The organism is Bradyrhizobium sp. 160 (assembly GCF_023073735.1).
Classification (GTDB): Bacteria; Pseudomonadota; Alphaproteobacteria; order Rhizobiales; family Xanthobacteraceae; genus Bradyrhizobium.
In genome coordinates, this window is sequence record NZ_JADPKD010000085.1 from 26,198 (window position 1) to 45,903 (window position 19,706).

The following is a 19,706-nucleotide window of genomic DNA, read 5'->3' on the forward strand; positions in this document are numbered from 1 at the left end:
GCACCGCTGCGCTATTCCGCGGGGCAAGCCGCAACGGCGGCCTGGGCGCGGTCCAGCCGGAGGCTCCACAGCGCCAGCAGGAGACCGACAGCGGTGATGCCGGCTGCGACCAGAGGCAGCGCCGAGAAGCCGAGCCCGCGATCGATGGTGACGCCGCCGGCCCAGGCGCCGAGAGCGTTACCGAGATTGAACGCGGCGATGTTGAGGCTGGAGGCAAGCGTGCGGCCATCGGGGCCTGCCGCTTCCAGCACGCGAAGCTGGAGCGGGGCGACCGTCGCAAAGGCGGCGATGCCGAGCAGCAGGATCAGCACGACCGCGGGGATCTTGAGCGACAGCACGGCGGCAAGGCCAAGAAGCACGATGGCGAGCGCAGCGAGCGTTCCGATCAGCGCGCCGGCGAGCCCACGGTCGGCGAGCTTGCCGCCGGCGACGTTGCCGATCGCGAGGCCGACGCCGAACACCAGCAGGATCGGTGAGACCGCGGCCTCCGAAAAACCGGTGAAGCGCGTCAGGATCGGCTGGATATAGGTGAAGACGACGAACAGGCCGGCAAAGCCGAACACCGTCATAGCAAGGCCGAGCAGCACCTGCGGGCGGCCGAGCACCGAGACTTCCTCGGCAAGCGAGACCGGCTTTTCGCCATTGCCGACATGCCCGGGCACCAGCGCGGCAACCACGGCAAAGGCGATCACACCGATGACCGTCACGGCCCAAAACGCCGCGCGCCAGCCGAGCATCAGGCCGAACCAGGCGCCGAAGGGCACGCCCAGCAATGTCGCGACCGTAAGGCCGATGAACATGGTGGCAATCGCCGAGGCCTGCTTGTCCTCGGCGACGAGGCTGGTCGCCACCACCGAGCCGACGCCGAAGAAGGTACCGTGGGCAAGCGAAGTCAACACGCGCGCGGCCATCAGCAATTCGTAGTTCGGTGCCAGTGCGCAGGCCGCATTGCCGAGCGTGAAGATCGCCATCAGCGCGAGCAGCACGGTCTTCCGCGGCATACGCCGTGTGGCGAGCGTCAGTACCGGCGCGCCGACGAACACGCCGAACGCATAGCCGGAGATGAGCAGGCCCGCGACGGGCACCGAGACGTGCATCTCGGCGGCAACCTGGAGCAACAGGCCCATGATGATGAATTCGGTGGTGCCGATGCCAAAGGCACCGGCGGTGAGCGCAAGGACGGCGGAAGGCATGCGTGGCTCCGATGGATGAGACGAGCCACGCAGATAGCCGCGCGTGGGCAAAACCGTTAGCATGGCCGCAATCCAATCATTTGTGACGTGAATTCAACATGAGCCGTTTCGACACCAACCGCTCCGCCGAGATGGAGGTCTTCGTCCGCGTCGTCGACCTCGGCGGATTCACCCAGGCCGGTCGAAAACTGCGCCTGACGCCATCGGGCGTGAGCAAGCTGATCTCACGGCTGGAGGCACGGCTCGGCTCGCGCCTCGTCAACCGCACCACACGCAAGCTGACCCTGACCGAAGAAGGGCAGGCGTTCTACCAACGGGCCGTGCGCATCCTCGCAGAGATGGAGGAAGCCGAGCGCGAGGCGGCCTCCGGTGCGACCCCGCGCGGCCGCCTCACGGTGAACAGCAACATTCCATTCGGCATGCTGCATGTGATGCCACTGATCCCGCGGTTCCTGGAAGAGCATCCCGACGTCACGCTCGATCTCGTGCTCACGGATACGGTCATCGATCTGATGCAGGAGCGCGCCGACGTCGCGATCCGGGTCGGGCCATTGCGTGCATCACGTCTCGTCGCCCGAAAACTCGGCACCAGCCGCATGGTCGTGGTCGGCGCGCCGGACTATCTCGCACGTTGCGGCACGCCGAGGACGCCGGCCGATCTCGCTGATCACCGCGGCATCGGTTGGACGTTTCCGCGCAGTATCCGGGGCTGGCCATTCAAGCGCGGCGACCACACCGAAGAAGCGGTGCCACCTCCCGTCGCGCGCGCCAGCGACGGCGAAGCCGCGCGCCGCCTTGCGCTCGGCGGCGTCGGCCTCGCGCGCCTTGCCCTCTTCCACATCGGCCCCGACATCGAATCGGGCCGCCTCGTCCCGGTGCTGCAAAGCCACAATCCCGGCGACCGCGAAGACATCCACGCCGTCTATGTCGGCCACACCGCGCCGCTCCCGGCACGCGTCCGTGCGTTCATCGATTTCCTCGCCGAGCACGTGCGGGTGAGCGATCCCGTGCTGAAGCGGGCCGGAGACGGGAGATGGAAGCTGGCGGGATGATGAAATGGCGGAGAGAGTGGGATTCGAACCCACGGTACGGTTTCCCGCACACACGCTTTCCAAGCGTGCGCCTTAAGCCACTCGGCCATCTCTCCGGAGCGCCCTCTCTTGAAGGGGCGCCGAGGATTTTGCAAGGGATCGCGCTAAAATCGGATGAATTTTCCGCAACATATTGGATTTACGAGAGAATATCTCGCGCCGGCCAATGTCCTGACGCGCCGGTCGACTGAACCAGCGGTGGGTTTGGGGCGACGATTCACGTGAGGACGCCAGACATGCCAGGGACGCCATGACCATCTGCAGGACCATCACCGCGCTGAGTCTGATTTCGGCCTTGGGTACCGCCCTCGCCACGCCGGCCCTGGCGCAGGTCTGCACGCGGCAGGGCGTCCATGTGAGCTGCGACGACGGGCGGCGCGGAATGCTGTCGGGCGATGCCATCATCTGGCCGGACGGCACGCGCTCGAGCGCCGCGCCGCATCCGAGCGTGATCATCGGCAACAAAAGTTCGGTGCATGTCGGGCCAGGCGTGTTCGTCGGCCAGGGTAAGGGTATGGCGCCGATGGATGATCCGAACGCGCCGAACAAGCGGCAGTGCGCGATTCTGGATGGCGTGTCGTATTGTTATTGACGCGTTGCTAATTGACGCGGCGGGCCGCCCTCGCAGTGCACCGTCATGCCCGGGCTTGTCCCGGGCATTCACGTTCCTAAGGCGAGGCGTGAGGCGTGGATGGCCGGGACAAGCCCGGCCTGACGCGAGACCTTAGATCAACCGCACGCCTGAGATCGCCGACTTCAGCCAACGTAGCGCCTGCGGCGGTTGCGCGGCAAGCGGCGCGACGGCGGCCTTCTCCGTCCGGCACTTCTCGAGCTCAGCGACGAAATCAGCGGACCATTGCTGGATGGTGTGGCCGCGCAGCTTCTTCATCATCGCGTCCCAGCGCATCTTGCGCTCGGTGAGCGCCATTGAGGCCGCGACCGCGATCGCGCGCGCCATGCCGTCGATGTCGTGCGGATTGACCAGCAAGGCGCTGTCAAGCTCGTTGGCCGCGCCCGCGAACTTCGACAGCACCAGCACGCCCGGATCGGCCGGGTTTTGCGCGGCCACATATTCCTTGGCGACGAGGTTCATGCCGTCATGCAGCGGCGTTACCACGCCGATCTGCGCGGTGCGGTAGAGGCCTGCGAGCACGGCCTGGCTGAAGCCCTTGTTGAGGTAGCGGATCGGCGTCCAGTCCACTTCGCCGTGGCGACCGTTGACGTCGGTGACGAGGCGAGCGACCTCGTTCTGGAGGTTGCCATAGGCCTCGATGCCACCCCGCGAGGGATTCGCGATCTGGAGCAGCGAGATGCTGCGCGCAAGCTGCGGCTGCTCGGTCCAGAGCCGGTCGAACGCGCTGATGCGGTTCACGAGGCCTTTCGAATAATCGAGGCGGTCGACGCCGATCGCGAGGCGCTCGCCGTTGAGGCTGCGCCGCAGCCGCGACACGTCAGGATGCGAGACCGATTTCGCGGCATAAGCTGCGAACTTTTCCGCATCGATGCCGATCGGAAACACTTCACAGCGGGTGCGGCCATGCTGAGAGATCGCAACGCCGTCCTCGACGGCGAGGCCGAGCTCACCGCCGACATAACCGAGGAAGTTCTGGCAATCCTCATTGGTCTGGAAGCCGAGCAGATCGTAGGCCAGCATCGCGGTGATCAGCTCGCGATGATTGGGCACGCCCTGCATCACCGCGGCGACCGGCCACGGCGTATGAAGGAAGAAACCGATCGGATCATCGACGCCGAGATCGCGCAATTCCGCACCGAGCGCAAGGAAGTGATAATCCTGCACCCAGAACGCAGTTTTTGCTTTTCGGAAGCGCATCAAGGCGCGCGCCATGAAAGCGTTGACCTCGCGATAGCTGACATAATCCTCGCGCGAGACGCGGATCAGATCGCTGCGCGAATGCAGTGCCGGCCACAACGCCGAATTGGCAAAGCCTTCGTAATAGCCGCCGTAATGCGCCGCCGGCAGATCCAACGTCGCAATCGCGCCCGACCCCAGCGCTTCGATCTCCGCGAACGGTTCCTTCTGATGGCCATCGCGCACGCGGCCTGAAGAACCCACCCAAATAGCTCCCGAATGTTCCACGACCGGCAGCAAGGCCGCCGCGAGGCCCCCCGTCATGGGTTCATTGGGTTTGCCGCGCGCGACGCGATTTGAAACGACGACTAAGTTCACAGGTCGTCCCCTCCTGTTTCATTCCACCCGTTTAACTGCCGTTCATCAATATGGTTCCTGATCATCGTTTCAACGAATTGAAACCAAAATCAGGCGTGCGCGTTGGAACTGGTTTCGCTCGCGGAACCAAGGATTTCACCGCAAAGAGAGTTCGTGCGCCCGGAATTGCGCAGGATGCATTGCGATACGCCACGACAGCGTGTCGGACATTGTGTTTGCGAAGTGGCGCTGCCTTTGTTTCACCTCGGATCGAGCAGGTGCGCAAGGAACGCGCGCACATCGCTCGGCGCATCGAAGTGACCATTCACACCCATGGCGCGGCGGCCGACCGAGAAGGCGAGCCCGTTCATATCAGGCATGATCGCGAACACGGTCTCATCCGTGACGTCGTCACCGATGAACAGTGGACGACGCCCCCTGAAGGGCTCGTGCTTCATCAACTCGCGCACGCCGCTCGCCTTGGTGAAGCCTGAATGCTTGATCTCGCAGACGAACTTGCCAGGCAGCACCTCGATCGGCGCACTGGGCAGGTCCGCGCGGATCAGCGACACGGATTCGTAGATCGCCTTCTCCGCATGCGGCGCCAGGCGGTAATGCAGCGCCAGCGAGTAGCCCTTGTCCTCGAGCAGAATGCCCGGGCTGAGCTTGGCAATCGCAGCCAGCCGCCGCTTCAGCTCCTTGTCCAGCGGCGGCGCATGCACGGCATCAGCTTCATTGTCCGCAGACAGCCGCATCTCGGCGCCATGACCGGCGACGGCGCAAAACACGTCGGGCGCGAAAATCAGATCGATATCGTTGAGTGAGCGGCCGCTGACCAGCGCCAGCGCGCCTGACGTACATTCGACCAAACGGTTGAGTGTGTCCGAAAGGCCCGGCGGCACCCACACCTCGCGCGGCGTCGGCATCAGGTCGAGCAGCGTGCCGTCGATATCGAGCAGGATCGCGGTCTCGTTCAGATGCGGCACGAGCGCGTGCGGCACCGGCACCGTTTCGGGCGTCTCGTCGTCACCAGGGATGGTGAGCTTCTCGTCCAATGCCATTTCCGCCAGTTCCGATTTCATAGTCTACTCCATAAAGGCAAGCGGCCGCGCGATTTGTTCGAGCGATTTGCGCTCCGCCGAGACGGCATAGCGCCACGCCACGATCGCAGCCGCGATCATCAGGGCTGCCCCCAGCAAATAGCCGGCGAATACGCTGGTGCGCGATCCCGTGTCGATCAGAACGCCGAACAGCGCCGGCCCGATCACGCCGCCGATGCCCGTGCCGACGGCATAGAATACCGCGATCGCCAGCGCGCGAACCTCCAACGGAAAGTTCTCGCTGACGGTGAGATAGGCCGCGCTCGCGGCGGGCGAGGCGAAGAAGAAGATCACCATCCAGGCGACGGTCTGCCCCTGCGCGCTGAGCGCGCCGATCGAGAACAGATAGCCTGACAGCGCCAGCAGCAGGCCTGACATGCCATAGGTGAACATGATCATGGTGCGGCGGCCGAGCGTATCGAACAGCCGGCCGAGCAGCAGCGGGCCGAGGAAGTTGCCGGCGGCGAAGGGTAGCAGGTACCAGCCAACGTGATCGGCGCTGATGCCGTAGAAATCGGTCAGCACCAGCGCGAAGGTGAAGAAGATGGCGTTGTAGAAAAATGCCTGCGCGCTCATCAGCACGAGGCCGACCAGCGCGCGCTGGCGATAAACCGAGAACAGCGTGTGGACGACCTCGGCGATCGGCGTGTGATCGCGCATCCTCAGGCGGATCTTCGTAAAGCGACCGTCGCTCGTATCCTGGCCGTGTCCAATGACCGAGCGCTCGATCTCATCGGCGATCGCATGAGCCTCATCGGGCCGGCCATGGATCATCAGCCAGCGCGGACTCTCCGGAATCCACATCCGCATCAATAGCACGACGAGGCCGAGCGTCGCGCCGATCAGATAAGCGAGCCGCCAGCCCATGTCGGGCCCCATCACCGCAGGATCGAGCAGCACGATGGCTGCCACCGCGCCCATCGCAGCGCCGATCCAGAAGCTGCCGTTGATCACGAGATCGGTCCAGCCGCGATACCGCGCCGGCACCAGCTCCTGGATGGTTGAGTTGATCGCGGTATATTCGCCGCCGATACCGGCACCGGTGAGGAAACGGAACACCGCGTAGCTCGCCACATCCCATGACAGAGCCGTCGCAGCCGTCGCCGAGAGGTAGAGCGCAAGCGTGATGAAGAACAATTTCTTGCGGCCGATGCGATCGGTGAGCCAGCCGAAGCCGAGCGCACCCAGCACCGCGCCGGCGAGATAGGCGGAATTAGCGATGCCGAGATCGAGATTTGAGAAATGCAGCGAGGGACTCTGCTTCAGTGCGCCCGAGAGCGCGCCGGCCAGAGTCACCTCGAGTCCGTCGAGGATCCAGGTGATGCCGAGCGCGAGAACGACGCGCGTGTGAAAGCCGCTCCACGGCAGCGCGTCGAGCCGCGAGGGGATGCTGGTCTCGACGATGCGATCCGTCGCCACCGCCGAGATCGCAGGTCCATAATTCAGCGCTGGGCTTTCCTGCAATTCCATCGCGTTGTTGCGTCTGATCAATGGAAGCGGCCCCGGTTCACATGACGTGGACGGGGTCGATCCGATCATTGGGGGTGCGGCATTCCGCCTGCCTGCGACAACGTCTGCCATGAGGTCGGGTTCCCTTGGGAACAGCCTCCAAGAACATCCGTTTCCGATGGAGCTGCAAGGAGTTGACGCATGGCTCAGGTCAGAAAGACGACACATTCGCGGAAGACAGGCGCGCGCAGCACCGCGCGCCGCAAGGCCAGCACGACACGCAAGAGGTCAAGCCGCCGCGCAGCACCGAAGCGATGGTCGCAACGTGTGACGAAGGAGAGCAACGCGCTCGATCTCAAGCACGGTGTGTTCAAGCTCAAGGACCCCAGGAAAATCGCGGGCTCCCTAAAGCGCTCGGCCGAGCACAGCTCGCGTCGCAAGACCGGCGCCTATCGCTCTGCGCTGTCGATGCTGACGTTCTATATCAACCGCGCCGGCAAGACGCTGCCGAAGACGCAGCGCACGCGACTGGAGCGCGCAAAGGTGGAGCTGAAGCGAGCTTTCGGGAAGGAGTGAGTTTCAGAGCTCCGCAGTGGCGCGGTCCGAGCGTCACGCCGCGCGGATATTGGCCATGAAGCGGTCGAGTTCGGCGCGCAGGCGGGTGCTTTCGCTCGACAGCGTCTTGGCCGAGTTCAGCACCTCTTCCGAGGCCGAACCGGTCTGGGCGGCGCCGCGATTGACCTCGCCGATATCGGTGGCTGCGGTCTGGGTGCCCTGCGCGACGGTCTGGACGCTGCGGGCGATCTCCTGCGTCGCCGCACCCTGCTGCTCGACGGCGCTCGCGATCGAGGTCGAGATCGACGAGATCTGGCCGATGGTCGCACCGATCTCCTTGATCGCGGCAACCGATTCGGCCGTGGCGCCCTGCATGCCGGTGATATGCGAGGAGATTTCATCGGTCGCCTTCGCCGTCTGGCTCGCCAGCGACTTCACTTCGCTCGCAACCACGGCAAAGCCGCGGCCCGCTTCCCCGGCGCGCGCCGCCTCGATGGTGGCGTTGAGCGCCAGAAGATTGGTCTGCTCGGCAATCGCCGTGATCAGCTTGACGACCTCGCCGATCTGCTGGGCGGCATGCGACAGCTTGCCGATGCGGCCGTCGGTCTCCTTGGCCTGCACCACGGCGGCCTCGGCGATGCGGCTGGAATCGCGGACCTGGCGGCCGATCTCCTCGACCGAGGCCGAGAGCTCTTCGGTCGCGGTCGCGACCGATTGCATGTTGGAGGAGGCCTGCTCGGAGACGCCGGCGACCTGGCTCGACAGGCTCTGCGTGGTCTCGGCGGTGCGGGTCAGCGTGGAGGCTGCCGATTCCAGTTGCACGGCGGAGGCCGAGACGTTGGAGACGATGGCGCCGACCGCGTTTTCGAAATCGTCGGCGAAGCGGATCAGCTCGGCGCGCCGGCTTGCAGCCTGCTCCCGGTTCTGGGCTTCGCTGGCGGCGGCATCGCGCTCGGCCTTGGCCACCGCCTGAACCTTGAACTCCTCGACCGCCCCGGCCATCTCGCCGATCTCGTCCTTGCGACCAAGACCCGGCAGCACCACGTCGAAATTGCCCGAGGCCAGCTCCCGCATCGCCTTGCACATCGCGATCATCGGACGCGAGATGCCGTTGCCGAGCAGGAAGGCCAGCGCGGCACCGATGGCAAGGCCACCGAGCGCCATCATCAGCATCAGCCGCTCGGTGTCCCCGATCGTCGCATTGGCGCTCGCCTCGATGCGCTGCTGGTCGGCAGTCAGATCGGAGCGCAGCTCGCCCGAGAGTTTCACGATGGACGCGGCCGTCTTGGTCATCTCGCCATTCAGCTTGACGATGACCTTGACGTTTTCGGTCAGCTTTACGAAGGAGGTGCGATACTGCTTCAGGAGATTGCCGATCTCGGTGACGCGGTCGGTGATCTTCTGGTCGTTCGCGTAGATCGAGACCAGCAAGGTCTCCAAGAACTTGATGCGGGCGATCACGCCATCGGCGGTCTTCGGCTCCGGCTTGGCAACGAAGGCACTGACCGAGGTGGAGACCGCCAGATATTGCGAGGTGATGTCCTTCGCTGTGGTCTGGACGGATGCAAGACCCGCCAGCGCCGCCGTGTCGCCGAGATCGTCGAACTTGAAGCGGATCTTGTTGCCGACGCCGTTGAGCTCATCGGCCGCGATCTTGTTGTTTTCGCGTGTCAGGGTGATGATCTCACCGAACAACTTCGTGAAGCGCTGGAACTCGGCCTCGAGCTTGCCGACCTGCTCGCGGCGCGCAGCGCCGGTCGTGGCGGACAACGACTTGCCGATCGCGCCCCTCAGATTCTCTTCGGCGGCCTTGGCCGCGGTCTCGTCGTCGGCGGCGCCGGTCAGGGTGTAGGCCCGCGCCAGCCCCTGATAGACGATCAGTTCACGATCGACCGTCCGCGCCAGATCGGCTTCCGATACGCTGGTCCGATACGCGGCCACGGCGCCTGCGATCCGCTCGAAGCCGAAATAGGCGAAAGCCATGCTGACGGCGAGGATGGCTAGCACCGCCACGAAGCCGAGGATGATTTTTGCGCGAAAACGCAGCGTTGGCAGCTTCGATGGTTTCGACTTCGACTTGACCGACATTCCCCCACCCCATTCCATTCGCGGAAAACCAGGCGCAGCCCGGAAGCAGCCCGCTTCCTGACCCTTGGGCACGTTACGGGGCAAAGGATAAGCTGTGGTAAATTTGTGGCACCGCAACTGGCGGTTAGCTGACGCGGGGGATAGTTATGAGCCGAGCGCCGATCGGGACGACGGGCCGAATGTGAGGCGACAGCGTGGGCTTCGGCCGCAGAATGGCTTGACGCGCAGCGAACTTACGCCGCGCGGATATTGGCCATGAAGCGGTCGAGCTCGGCGCGCAGGCGGGTGCTTTCGCTCGACAGCGTCTTGGCCGAGTTCAGCACCTCTTCCGAGGCCGAGCCGGTTTCAGCGGCGCCGCGGTTGACCTCGCCGATATCGGTGGCTGCGGTCTGGGTACCCTGCGCGACGGTCTGGACGCTGCGGGCGATCTCCTGCGTCGCCGCACCCTGCTGCTCGACGGCGCTCGCGATCGAGGTCGAGATCGACGAGATCTGGCCGATGGTCGCGCCGATCTCCTTGATCGCGGCAACCGATTCGGCCGTGGCGCCCTGCATGCCGGTGATATGCGAGGAGATTTCATCGGTCGCCTTCGCCGTCTGGCTCGCCAGCGACTTCACTTCGCTCGCAACCACGGCAAAGCCGCGGCCGGCCTCCCCGGCGCGCGCCGCCTCGATGGTGGCGTTGAGCGCCAGAAGATTGGTCTGCTCGGCAATCGCCGTGATCAGCTTGACGACCTCGCCGATCTGCTGGGCGGCATGCGACAGCTTGCCGATGCGGCCGTCGGTCTCCTTGGCCTGCACCACGGCGGCCTCGGCGATGCGGCTGGAATCGCGGACCTGGCGGCCGATCTCCTCGACCGAGGCCGAGAGCTCTTCGGTCGCGGTCGCGACCGATTGCATGTTGGAGGACGCCTGCTCGGAGACGCCGGCGACCTGGCTCGACAGGCTCTGCGTGGTCTCGGCGGTGCGGGTCAGCGTGGAGGCTGCCGATTCCAGTTGCACGGCGGAGGCCGAGACGTTGGAGACGATGGCGCCGACCGCGTTTTCGAAATCGTCGGCGAAGCGGATCAGCTCGGCGCGCCGGCTTGCAGCCTGCTCCCGGTTCTGGGCTTTGCTGGCGGCGGCATCGCGCTCGGCCTTGGCCACCGCCTGAACCTTGAACTCCTCGACCGCCCCGGCCATCTCGCCGATCTCGTCCTTGCGACCAAGACCCGGCAGCACCACGTCGAAATTGCCCGAGGCCAGCTCCCGCATCGCCTTGCACATCGCAATCATCGGACGCGAGATGCCGGTACCGAGCAGGAAGGCGAGGACCGCACCCAGCAGCGTGCCGCCGACGGCGAGCATCAGCACCAGTTGCTCGGTCTGCCCGATGGTCGCCTCCGACTCCGCCTCCAGCCGCTGCTGTTCGGCGATGAGGTCCGCCTTCATGGCGGTGGCGCCCTGAAGGATGGCGCCGGCCGAGCCGCTCATTTCGGTCACGAGCTCATCGACCAGCTTGGCGTTGGCGATCAGCTTCTCCAGCGCTTCCCGATAAGCCCCCAGCAGCGCCTTGGCGTCCTTCAGCCCGGCGACGATCTTGTCGTCCATGGAATAGATTGCACCGAGTGAGTTCTCGACGAATTTCAGCCGCGCCAGCGCGCTTGCCGCGACCGCCTGGTCGGAATTGAGGATGAAATTGCTCGCGGCGGAGCTTGCGGTCTGGAACTGGGCATTGACCTGCTTGGTGCCGAACTCGATCGCCTGCGCCTCCGCGTCGGAGGCGTTGTTGCCGATGTCATCGAGCTTGTATTTCAGGAGATTGGCGTTGCGCTGGAGCTGGTTCTGGACCAGCAGCACGCTGTCAAGCTTGGCCTGCAGGATCTTGGCAAACGTCGCGGAGAAGTTGGAAAACTCCTTGGCGAGCTTGTTGAGGCCCTCTTGCCGCGCCGGCTTCTTGGCGCTCTTGATGGCCAGGTCGATCGCGCTCTTGAGGCTGGCTTCTGCCTCCAGCGCCGCCTTGGCGTCGTCCTCCTTGCCGGTAACGACAAAGTAGCGGGCAGCCGAACGATAGGCGAGCAGCTCGCGGTCGATGTTGCGGGCAAGGTCGGCTTCGGAAACGCTGGTGCGGTAGGATCCGACCCCGGAGGAAACCCGCTCAAAGCCGAAATATGAGAAGGCCATGCTGCCGGCGGAGATCACCAGCACTGCGGCAAAGCCCAGGATGATCTTGGTACGGAACCTGAGAGCCGGAATTAGTGTTCGCTTCGACGGCGACCCGATACGCCCGGACATTCCCACCCCCATTTTCATTCAGCCGCGACCCGGAGGCGCCCCGCCCCAGACCTGGACGCGCAAAACTAAGGCACAATCGATAAGGGGCGGTAAACTCAGTGCATCTCCCGATTCCGAGGTCATCGGGCCAAAGCTGACCGGCTACAAAAAGACGACAGCTGGCATCCCATGGTCAGAGGGCCGCGCCGTCCGAGTCCAGCGGCTCGCTGGCAAATCATTGCACGCCCTTCTGGATCAATGACTTTTCCATGACGCCGGCGACCAAAATCCCAGTTGCAAAGTTCCGGGTCGCCGGTCTCTAATTGGAAACAATCAAAATCAATCCCGGGAGGACTTCACCGTGTCTACTGTCAAACTGACGGTCAACGGCAACGCCGTTGCCGTTGACGTCGAGGACCGCACGCTGCTGGTCCAGCTGCTGCGCGACCACCTCAACCTCACCGGCACCCATGTCGGCTGCGACACCAGCCAGTGCGGCGCCTGCGTCGTCCACATGGATGGCCGTGCGGTGAAATCCTGCACCATGCTGGCGGGACAGGCAGACGGCGCGAGCGTCACCACGATCGAAGGCATCGCAAAGGGCGACGAACTGCATCCGATGCAGGCCGCTTTCCGCGACAATCACGGCCTGCAATGCGGCTATTGCACGCCAGGCATGATCATGTCGGCGATCGACATCGTGCAGCGCCACGGGGGCCAGCTCGACGAGGCCACCGTGCGTCAGGAGCTCGAGGGCAATATCTGCCGCTGCACTGGCTACCACAACATCGTCAAGGCCGTGCTGGATGCGGCCGGTCGCATGAAGGTTGCGGAGGCGGCCGAGTAAAGGCCGCAGCGAACAAGAAAATCACTGGCGCTTTCGATGGAAAGCGCGGGTCAACAAATTCCGGTCGGGAGGACCAGACATGGGTGTTGAAGGCATCGGCGCACGCGTGCTGCGCAAGGAAGACAAGCGTTTCATTACGGGCAAGGGCCGCTACGTCGATGATATCAAATTGCAGGGCATGACCCATGCGTATTTCATCAGAAGTCCGCACGCGCACGCCAAGGTGAAGGGGATCGACTCTTCCGCCGCGCTGAAGATGCCGGGCGTTGTCGCGGTGCTCACGGGACAGCAGCTCGTCGACGACAAGGTCGGCAACCTGATCTGCGGCTGGGCCATCACCTCCAAGGACGGCAGCCCGATGAAGATGGGTGCATGGCCGGCGATGGCGCCGGAGACGGTGCGCTTCGTTGGACAGGCCGTCGCTGTCGTGATCGCCGAGAGCAAGAATCTGGCGCGCGACGCGGCGGAGGCCGTGGTGGTGGATTATGAGGAGCTTCCGGCGGTCGCCGACATGCACGCCGCCATCAAGCCCGGAGCACCGCAGCTTCACCCCGAAGCCCCCGGCAACCAGGTCTACGACTGGGTGATCGGCGACGAGAGTGCGGTGGATGCAGCCTTCTCGAAGGCCGCCAATGTGGTCAAGCTCGACGTCACCAACAACCGCCTCGCGCCCAACGCCATGGAGCCGCGCGCGGCGATCGCCGATTACGACGCGGCGGAGGAGCATTTCACGCTCTACACGACGTCGCAGAACCCGCACGTCGCCCGCCTCGTGCTGTCGGCGTTCTACAACATCGCCCCCGAGCACAAGTTGCGCGTGATCGCGCCCGACGTCGGCGGCGGCTTTGGCTCGAAGATCTTCATCTATCCCGAAGAGATGGTGGCGCTGTGGGCCTCCAAGAAGGTCGGCCGTCCCGTGAAATGGACCGGCGACCGCACCGAGGCCTTCCTCACCGACGCGCATGGCCGTGACCACGTGACCCATGCCGAGATGGCCTTCGACGCCAACAACAAGATCACCGGGTTGAAAGTGAAGACCTACGCCAATTTCGGCGCCTACATGTCGCTGTTCTCGTCGTCGGTGCCGACCTATCTCTACGCAACGCTGCTGTCCGGCCAGTACAACATCCCGGCGATCCATGCCGAGGTGATCGGGGTCTACACCAACACCACGCCGGTCGACGCCTATCGCGGCGCCGGCCGCCCCGAGGCCAGCTATCTGCTCGAGCGGCTGATGGAAACGGCGGCGCGCCAGCTGAACGTCGATCCGGCCGCACTGCGCCGGACCAATTTCATCACTCAGTTTCCGCACCAGACGCCTGTCATCATGGCCTATGACACCGGCGACTTTAACGCTTCGCTCGATGCGGCGATGAAGGCGATCGACTATGCCGGCTTCCCTGCCCGCAAGGCACAAGCAAAGGCACAAGGCAAGCTGCGCGGCATCGGCGTATCCTGCTACATCGAGGCCTGCGGCATCGCGCCGTCAAAGGCCGTCGGCAGCCTGGGTGCCGGCGTCGGCCTGTGGGAATCGGCTGAGGTGCGCGTCAACCCAGTCGGCACCATCGAGATCCTGACCGGCTCGCACAGCCACGGCCAGGGTCACGAGACCACCTTCTGCCAGCTCGTCGCCGATCGCTTGGGCGTTCCCATCAGCCAGGTCTCGATCGTCCATGGCGACACCGACAAGGTGCAGTTCGGCATGGGCACCTATGGCTCGCGCTCGGCTGCCGTAGGTCTCACTGCGATCCTGAAGGCGATGGAGAAGATGGAATCCAAAGCCAAGAAGATTGCCGCGCATGCGCTGGAGGCTTCTGAGGCCGACATCGTCATCGAGAACGGCGAGTTCAAGGTCACCGGCACCGACAAGGCGATCGCCTTCCCGATGGTCGCGCTCGCGGCCTACACCGCGCACAATCTGCCTGAAGGAATGGAGCCCGGCCTGAAGGAAAGCGCCTTCTACGACCCGACTAACTTCACCTTCCCGGCCGGCGCCTATATCTGCGAGCTCGAGGTCGATCCCGGCACCGGCAAGACGTCCTTCGTCAACTTCGTCGCGGCGGACGATTTCGGCCGGCTGATCAACCCGATGATCGTCGAGGGACAGGTTCATGGTGGACTCGCCCAAGGCATCGGGCAGGCGCTGCTCGAGCACGCGATCTACGATGCCAACGGCCAGCCGGTCACGGCCTCGTTCATGGATTACTCCATGCCGCGCGCCGACGATCTGCCCTCGTTCAATCTCTCCCACACCACGACGCTATGCCCGGGCAATCCCCTGGGCATCAAGGGTTGCGGCGAGGCCGGCGCGATCGGCGCTTCTGCGGCCGTGATCAACGCGATCACGGATGCGATCGGCAAGAACAATCTGGAAATGCCCGCAACCCCGGACAGGGTGTGGCGCACGATCCACGCGGCTTAAGAGGGAGGAACAAAGATGTACCAGACCACTTATCATCGGGCTTCCTCGGTCGAAGAAGCCGTGAGCCTGTTCGGCAAGAGCAGCGATGCGAAATTTCTCGCCGGCGGACAGACATTGCTGCCGGTCATGAAACAGCGGCTTGCCAGTCCCTCAGACGTGATCGACCTCGGCAGGATCAAGGAGTTGCAGGGCATCGAGCTGTCAGGCGATACGCTGACAATCAAGGCCGCCACGACCTATTACGACATCATGCAGAATGCCGATGTGAAGAAGGCGATCCCCGCGATTGCCTATCTCACCTCGGTGCTCGGCGACCCTGCCGTGCGCTATCGCGGCACGATCGGCGGCTCGATTGCCAACAACGATCCTGCCGCAGACTTTCCGGCCGCGCTGCTGGCGCTCGGCGCGACCGTAAAGACCAATAAGCGATCGATTGCGGCGGAGGATTTCTTCCAGGGCCTGTTCACCACGGCGCTCGAAGACGGCGAGATCATCACCGCGGTGTCGTTCCCGGTTCCGGCAAAAGCGGGTTACGAAAAAATGCGGCACCCGGCCTCGCGCTTCGCACTGACCGGTGTGTTCGTCGCGCAGACCAAGTCCGGCGAGGTTCGGGTGGCCGCCACCGGCGCCTCGCAGTCTGGCGTGATGCGCGTGCCCGCAATCGAAGCCGCGCTGAAGGCGAACTGGTCGCCATCGGCGCTCGACAGCGTCAGTATTTCTGCAAGCGGATTGCTGGCTGACATCCACGGCACCGCCGAGTACCGGGCCAACCTCGTCAAGGTAATGGCGCAGCGCGCGGTGGCCGCGGCTGGGTGATGTTCGCGCTTCAGCGCCTCGACGCAAATTTTCCGCGGCGCGCACTTCGGTGCGCGCCGCTTTTATTATGCGCCCATGCATGAAAAGCGCTTGCCTCGTTCGGCGTAAGGCGGGAAAAGTTAATTGACCAATTAACTCGATAAGGAAACGTCCAGGCGAATGCGCTCATCGCGCACGCGCGCTGCGACCCGAGGAAACAACAACGTGCTCGACAAACCAGCCCAAAACTCCTCCGTCCGCACCTCCGGCCCGCTGTCGGGCTTTCGCATCGTCGAATTCGCCGGCATCGGACCCGGCCCGTTCGCCTGCATGATGCTGGCCGACATGGGCGCCGACGTCGTCACGCTCGATCGCGTCGGCGCGAGCAAGAGCATGAAGTCGGTGGCGGGCCGCGGCCGCAAGGTGATCGAGCTCGACCTCAAGGACAAGGCGGCGATCGCGCAAGTGCTCGACCTGCTGGCCAGCGCCGATGCGCTGGTCGAAGGCTTCCGTCCCGGCGTGATGGAGCGGCTCGGGCTCGGGCCGGACGTGGTGCTCGCGCACAATCCCAAGCTGGTCTATGGCCGCATGACCGGCTGGGGCCAGGAAGGCCCGCTTGCCAACGCCGCCGGCCACGACATCAATTACATCTCCATCACCGGAGCGCTCGCCGCGATCGGCACCAAAGAGGCACCGGTGCCGCCGCTCAACCTGGTCGGCGATTTCGGCGGCGGCGCGCTTTATCTCGTCGTCGGCGTGCTGGCGGCACTGCTGGAGGCGCAGCGATCAGGCAAGGGCCAGGTGGTCGATGCCGCGATGTGCGACGGCGCGGCGTCGCTGATGTCGTTCTTCTTCGACATGACCACGATGGGACGCTGGACCGAGGAGCGCGACCAGAACTTCCTCGATGGCGGCGCGCATTTCTACGGCGTCTACGAATGCGCCTGCGGCCATTTCGTCTCGATCGGCTCGATCGAGCCGCAATTCTACGCGCTGCTGCGCCAGCACGCGGGCCTGACCGACGCCGATTTCGACGCGCAGATGGATCGGAACGCCTGGCCGGCGCTGAAGGAGAAGCTGAAGGCGGTGTTCAAGAGCAAGACGCGCGAAGAGTGGTGCAAGATCATGGAAGGCACCGACATCTGCTTCGCGCCGGTGCTGACCATGTCGGAGGCGACACGGCATCCGCACATGGTCGCCCGCAACGTCTTCATCGAGCGCCACGGCGTGAAGCAGCCCGCGCCCGCGCCGCGCTTCTCGCGCACACCGTCCACGGTCCGCGAGCCGGAAGCGGCGGAGATCGGTGCGGTCACGAAGGCGTGGAAGGCAGCGAAGTAGCCTCAGCGCACGAATCCGTTGGGTGAGAAAAGGCGCATAGCGCCGTGCCGAGCATCTCTCGGAGATTGCAACAGAACTGGTGGGCACGCTTACGCTTGCCCACCCTGCGGCACCGAGCTATGCCGCGCTGTCCACCTTCAACACCCCGCGCCGGATCTGATCCTCCTCGATCGATTCGAACAGAGCCTTGAAATTGCCCTCGCCGAATCCATCGTCGCCCTTGCGCTGGATGAACTCGAAAAAGATCGGCCCGATCGCGTTGGCCGAGAAGATTTGCAGCAGCACCTTGGTCTGACCGCCATCGACCACACCCTCGCCGTCGATCAAAATGCCGTTGGTCTTGAGACGTGCGACGTCCTCGCCGTGTTTGGGCAGGCGCGCGTCAATCTTCTCGAAATAGGTATCGGGCGGAGACGGCATGAAGGGCAGGCCGGCCTGGCGCAGGCCTTCGATGGTTTGATAGATGTCGCGGCAGCCGCAGGCGATGTGCTGGATACCTTCGCCGCGATAGGTCTTCAGATATTCCTCGATCTGGCCGGAATCGCCGGCATCCTCGTTGATCGGAATCCGGATCTTGCCATCCGGGCTGGTCAATGCGCGCGAGAACAGGCCCGAGGCGCGGCCCTCGATGTCGAAGAAGCGGATCTGGCGGAAGTTGAACAGCTTTTCGTAGAAGCCGGCCCAAACATCCATGCGGCCGCGATGGACGTTGTGGGTGAGATGGTCGAGATAGAACAGGCCCGCGCCGAACGGCCGCGGATCGCGCGCCCCTAACCATTCGAACTCGGCATCATAGGCCGAGCCGTTGTCCCCATAGCGATCGACCAGATACAGCAGGCTGCCGCCAATACCCTTGATGGCGGGGACGTCGAGCGTCTTTTGCGACGACAATACGTCGGCCGGCTCGGCACCGAGCGCGATCGCGCGATCATAGGCCGCTTTCGCATCGACAACACGGAACGCCATCGACGGCGCACAGGGGCCGTGCGCGGCGACGAAGTCGTAGCCATGCGTGCCGGGCTCTTCGTTGACGAGATAATTGATGTCGCCTTGGCGATAGACCGTGATCTTCTTCGCCTTGTGGCGCGCCACGGCCGTATAGCCCATCAGTTTGAACAGCGCATGCAACTCTTCCGGGTTGGGATGCGCATATTCGACGAACTCGAACCCGTCGGTTCCCATCGGATTGTCGGCGCTGATCCTGGCCGGCGGCGCATCGTGCGGAAACGGACCCATGGTGTTCTCCCAAATTGCTGCTGGCAGAACTATCCTTCATGCAGCGCGCAATGAGCGTGCAAATGCGCCGCTAAATCGCTATCTTACACACGATCCATGCACAGAATGGGCGAAATACGCATGATCTCAGTTGATGCCTTCGACCTCAGGATTCTCGACGCACTCCAGGACGATGGCCGCCTCACCAACCAGGAGCTCGCCGACTTCGCTGGCCTCTCTGCCTCGCAATGCTCGCGGCGTCGGATGCGGCTTGAAGAGGAGAAGGTGATCGCGGGCTACCACGCTGATCTCTCCAGCGAGACGCTCGGCTTCGGCGTGGTCGCCTTCATCCAGGTGACGCTGGCGACGCACTCGCCGGACAATGCCAAGCGCTTTCGCGCGCTGGTCAATCGAATCGACGAAATCCAGGAGGCCTATTCGCTCACCGGCGATGCCGACTATGTGCTGAAAGCCGTGCTGCGTGACCTCAAGGGTCTCTCCAACCTCGTCAACGACGTCCTAATGCCGCATCAGAGCGTGGCGCATGTACGCTCCTCGATCGTGCTCGACAGGCTGAAGGAGAGCACGCGGCTGCCGCTCAAGGAGATCAAGCCGGGCTGAAATCGAGGGAAATCCGACATTCGCGCTAGGCATGGGATCTGCGATGATTGAGGCCAATCCGCGGAGATTCGACCATGGCCCTCCAGCTTCGACCGAACTGCGAATATTGCGACCGCGACCTGCCGCCGAATGCAATCGACGCGCGGATCTGCTCCTATGAATGCACCTTCTGCGCACAATGCGTCGAGACCAGGCTCTTCAATGTCTGCCCGAACTGCGGCGGCGGCTTTGCCCCGCGCCCGATCCGCCCCACGCAAGAATGGCGGCCGGGCGTCTGCACGACCAGGCAGGCGCCCTCCGAGAAGCGGGTGCATCTGAAGTACAGCCTGGAGGATGTCGCTGCGCATTGCGCGAGGATACGCGAGGTGCCGCCGGAGAAGCGGTAGGTTCTCTCAACACCGTTGATCCCGTAGCAACCATTAAGTGACGGCAGTTTTTTGCTCCGCCCGGATGGTCTGCGCCTGCCATGATGACGCCGTGCTCGCGTCCGTCAAGGCGTGGCCTGGCAACAGACCACGTGAGGTTCGAGCGAGCGACGGCCATCCTTGACGGACGCTGCGCGCGACGTCATGA

Annotated in this window: 16 protein-coding genes and 1 tRNA gene; 9 read left to right on the forward strand and 8 right to left on the reverse strand. The window is 64.1% G+C overall.

Annotated features, from left to right (window positions below; translation table 11 throughout):
* Nucleotides 1-11 precede the first annotated feature (11 nt).
* The gene (locus IVA98_RS36540; protein ID WP_247297771.1) at nucleotides 12-1,193 is read right to left on the reverse strand and encodes an MFS transporter; all 1,182 of its coding nucleotides are present in this window, start codon (nucleotides 1,191-1,193) and stop codon (nucleotides 12-14) included.
* A 98-nt stretch (nucleotides 1,194-1,291) separates the two neighbouring features.
* Between IVA98_RS36540 and IVA98_RS36545 the strand changes: the two genes are divergently transcribed.
* Nucleotides 1,292-2,245, forward strand: a complete 954-nt coding sequence (locus IVA98_RS36545; protein WP_247333306.1) for a LysR family transcriptional regulator — start codon at nucleotides 1,292-1,294, stop codon at nucleotides 2,243-2,245.
* Between the two features lie 5 nt (nucleotides 2,246-2,250).
* Here the strand turns inward: IVA98_RS36545 and IVA98_RS36550 are convergent.
* Nucleotides 2,251-2,340 (reverse strand) — tRNA-Ser (locus IVA98_RS36550).
* A gap of 194 nt (nucleotides 2,341-2,534) precedes the next feature.
* Between IVA98_RS36550 and IVA98_RS36555 the strand changes: the two genes are divergently transcribed.
* The gene (locus IVA98_RS36555) at nucleotides 2,535-2,876 is read left to right on the forward strand and encodes a hypothetical protein (protein ID WP_247297739.1); all 342 of its coding nucleotides are present in this window, start codon (nucleotides 2,535-2,537) and stop codon (nucleotides 2,874-2,876) included.
* Between the two features lie 132 nt (nucleotides 2,877-3,008).
* Here the strand turns inward: IVA98_RS36555 and IVA98_RS36560 are convergent, their stop codons facing one another.
* From IVA98_RS36560 to IVA98_RS36570, 3 genes are all read right to left on the reverse strand, one after another.
* The gene (locus tag IVA98_RS36560; RefSeq protein ID WP_247297737.1) at nucleotides 3,009-4,472 is read right to left on the reverse strand and encodes a trehalose-6-phosphate synthase; all 1,464 of its coding nucleotides are present in this window, start codon (nucleotides 4,470-4,472) and stop codon (nucleotides 3,009-3,011) included.
* 239 nt (nucleotides 4,473-4,711) lie between these two features.
* Nucleotides 4,712-5,533: a trehalose-phosphatase gene (otsB, locus tag IVA98_RS36565; protein ID WP_247297735.1), complete on the reverse strand. Its 822-nt coding sequence runs from the start codon at nucleotides 5,531-5,533 to the stop codon at nucleotides 4,712-4,714.
* 3 nt (nucleotides 5,534-5,536) lie between these two features.
* Entirely contained in the window at nucleotides 5,537-7,021 is a 1,485-nt protein-coding gene (locus IVA98_RS36570; protein ID WP_247297997.1) for an MFS transporter, read from the reverse strand.
* 180 nt (nucleotides 7,022-7,201) lie between these two features.
* On the opposite strand from IVA98_RS36570, the gene IVA98_RS36575 reads away from it, so the two are divergent.
* Nucleotides 7,202-7,576, forward strand: a complete 375-nt coding sequence (locus tag IVA98_RS36575) for a DUF3175 domain-containing protein (protein ID WP_247297727.1) — start codon at nucleotides 7,202-7,204, stop codon at nucleotides 7,574-7,576.
* 33 nt (nucleotides 7,577-7,609) lie between these two features.
* On the opposite strand, the gene IVA98_RS36580 is transcribed toward IVA98_RS36575, so the two are convergent.
* Nucleotides 7,610-9,643, reverse strand: a complete 2,034-nt coding sequence (locus IVA98_RS36580; protein ID WP_247333292.1) for a methyl-accepting chemotaxis protein — start codon at nucleotides 9,641-9,643, stop codon at nucleotides 7,610-7,612.
* 233 nt (nucleotides 9,644-9,876) lie between these two features.
* Nucleotides 9,877-11,916: a methyl-accepting chemotaxis protein gene (locus IVA98_RS36585; protein WP_247356915.1), complete on the reverse strand. Its 2,040-nt coding sequence runs from the start codon at nucleotides 11,914-11,916 to the stop codon at nucleotides 9,877-9,879.
* Nucleotides 11,917-12,256: 340 nt separating this feature from the next.
* Between IVA98_RS36585 and IVA98_RS36590 the strand changes: the two genes are divergently transcribed.
* From IVA98_RS36590 to IVA98_RS36605, 4 genes are all read left to right on the forward strand, one after another.
* Nucleotides 12,257-12,742, forward strand: a complete 486-nt coding sequence (locus IVA98_RS36590) for a (2Fe-2S)-binding protein (RefSeq protein ID WP_247297721.1) — start codon at nucleotides 12,257-12,259, stop codon at nucleotides 12,740-12,742.
* A 79-nt stretch (nucleotides 12,743-12,821) separates the two neighbouring features.
* Nucleotides 12,822-15,164 (forward strand): xanthine dehydrogenase family protein molybdopterin-binding subunit, encoded by a 2,343-nt coding sequence (locus IVA98_RS36595; RefSeq protein WP_247297719.1) that lies wholly within the window; start codon nucleotides 12,822-12,824, stop codon nucleotides 15,162-15,164.
* A 15-nt stretch (nucleotides 15,165-15,179) separates the two neighbouring features.
* Nucleotides 15,180-15,980: an FAD binding domain-containing protein gene (locus IVA98_RS36600; RefSeq protein ID WP_247297709.1), complete on the forward strand. Its 801-nt coding sequence runs from the start codon at nucleotides 15,180-15,182 to the stop codon at nucleotides 15,978-15,980.
* A gap of 204 nt (nucleotides 15,981-16,184) precedes the next feature.
* Nucleotides 16,185-17,297 (forward strand): CaiB/BaiF CoA transferase family protein, encoded by a 1,113-nt coding sequence (locus IVA98_RS36605; protein WP_247297707.1) that lies wholly within the window; start codon nucleotides 16,185-16,187, stop codon nucleotides 17,295-17,297.
* 117 nt (nucleotides 17,298-17,414) lie between these two features.
* On the opposite strand, the gene hppD is transcribed toward IVA98_RS36605, so the two are convergent.
* Nucleotides 17,415-18,533 carry a 4-hydroxyphenylpyruvate dioxygenase gene (hppD, locus tag IVA98_RS36610; protein WP_247297705.1) on the reverse strand — a complete coding sequence of 373 codons (1,119 nt, stop codon included), beginning with the start codon at nucleotides 18,531-18,533 and terminating at the stop codon, nucleotides 17,415-17,417.
* Between the two features lie 120 nt (nucleotides 18,534-18,653).
* Between hppD and IVA98_RS36615 the strand changes: the two genes are divergently transcribed.
* Both IVA98_RS36615 and IVA98_RS36620 read left to right on the forward strand, forming a co-directional pair.
* On the forward strand, nucleotides 18,654-19,133 hold the full coding sequence (locus IVA98_RS36615; RefSeq protein WP_247297703.1) for an Lrp/AsnC family transcriptional regulator: 480 nt from the start codon (nucleotides 18,654-18,656) through the stop codon (nucleotides 19,131-19,133).
* Nucleotides 19,134-19,207: 74 nt separating this feature from the next.
* On the forward strand, nucleotides 19,208-19,519 hold the full coding sequence (locus tag IVA98_RS36620; RefSeq protein WP_247297701.1) for a DUF1272 domain-containing protein: 312 nt from the start codon (nucleotides 19,208-19,210) through the stop codon (nucleotides 19,517-19,519).
* Nucleotides 19,520-19,706 lie beyond the last annotated feature (187 nt).

Excerpts from the sequence above, each read along its gene's own strand:
- IVA98_RS36595 (WP_247297719.1), top strand. The coding sequence starts at position 12,822 with ATGGGTGTTGAAGGCATCGGCGCACGCGTGCTGCGCAAGGAAGACAAG.
- IVA98_RS36585 (WP_247356915.1), bottom strand. The coding sequence starts at position 11,916 with ATGTCCGGGCGTATCGGGTCGCCGTCGAAGCGAACACTAATTCCGGCT.
- IVA98_RS36615 (WP_247297703.1), top strand. The coding sequence starts at position 18,654 with ATGATCTCAGTTGATGCCTTCGACCTCAGGATTCTCGACGCACTCCAG.
- IVA98_RS36575 (WP_247297727.1), top strand. The coding sequence starts at position 7,202 with ATGGCTCAGGTCAGAAAGACGACACATTCGCGGAAGACAGGCGCGCGC.
- IVA98_RS36545 (WP_247333306.1), top strand. The coding sequence starts at position 1,292 with ATGAGCCGTTTCGACACCAACCGCTCCGCCGAGATGGAGGTCTTCGTC.
- otsB (WP_247297735.1), bottom strand. The coding sequence starts at position 5,533 with ATGAAATCGGAACTGGCGGAAATGGCATTGGACGAGAAGCTCACCATC.
- IVA98_RS36580 (WP_247333292.1), bottom strand. The coding sequence starts at position 9,643 with ATGTCGGTCAAGTCGAAGTCGAAACCATCGAAGCTGCCAACGCTGCGT.
- IVA98_RS36540 (WP_247297771.1), bottom strand. The coding sequence starts at position 1,193 with ATGCCTTCCGCCGTCCTTGCGCTCACCGCCGGTGCCTTTGGCATCGGC.
- IVA98_RS36600 (WP_247297709.1), top strand. The coding sequence starts at position 15,180 with ATGTACCAGACCACTTATCATCGGGCTTCCTCGGTCGAAGAAGCCGTG.
- IVA98_RS36570 (WP_247297997.1), bottom strand. The coding sequence starts at position 7,021 with ATGGAATTGCAGGAAAGCCCAGCGCTGAATTATGGACCTGCGATCTCG.
- IVA98_RS36555 (WP_247297739.1), top strand. The coding sequence starts at position 2,535 with ATGACCATCTGCAGGACCATCACCGCGCTGAGTCTGATTTCGGCCTTG.
- IVA98_RS36620 (WP_247297701.1), top strand. The coding sequence starts at position 19,208 with ATGGCCCTCCAGCTTCGACCGAACTGCGAATATTGCGACCGCGACCTG.
- hppD (WP_247297705.1), bottom strand. The coding sequence starts at position 18,533 with ATGGGTCCGTTTCCGCACGATGCGCCGCCGGCCAGGATCAGCGCCGAC.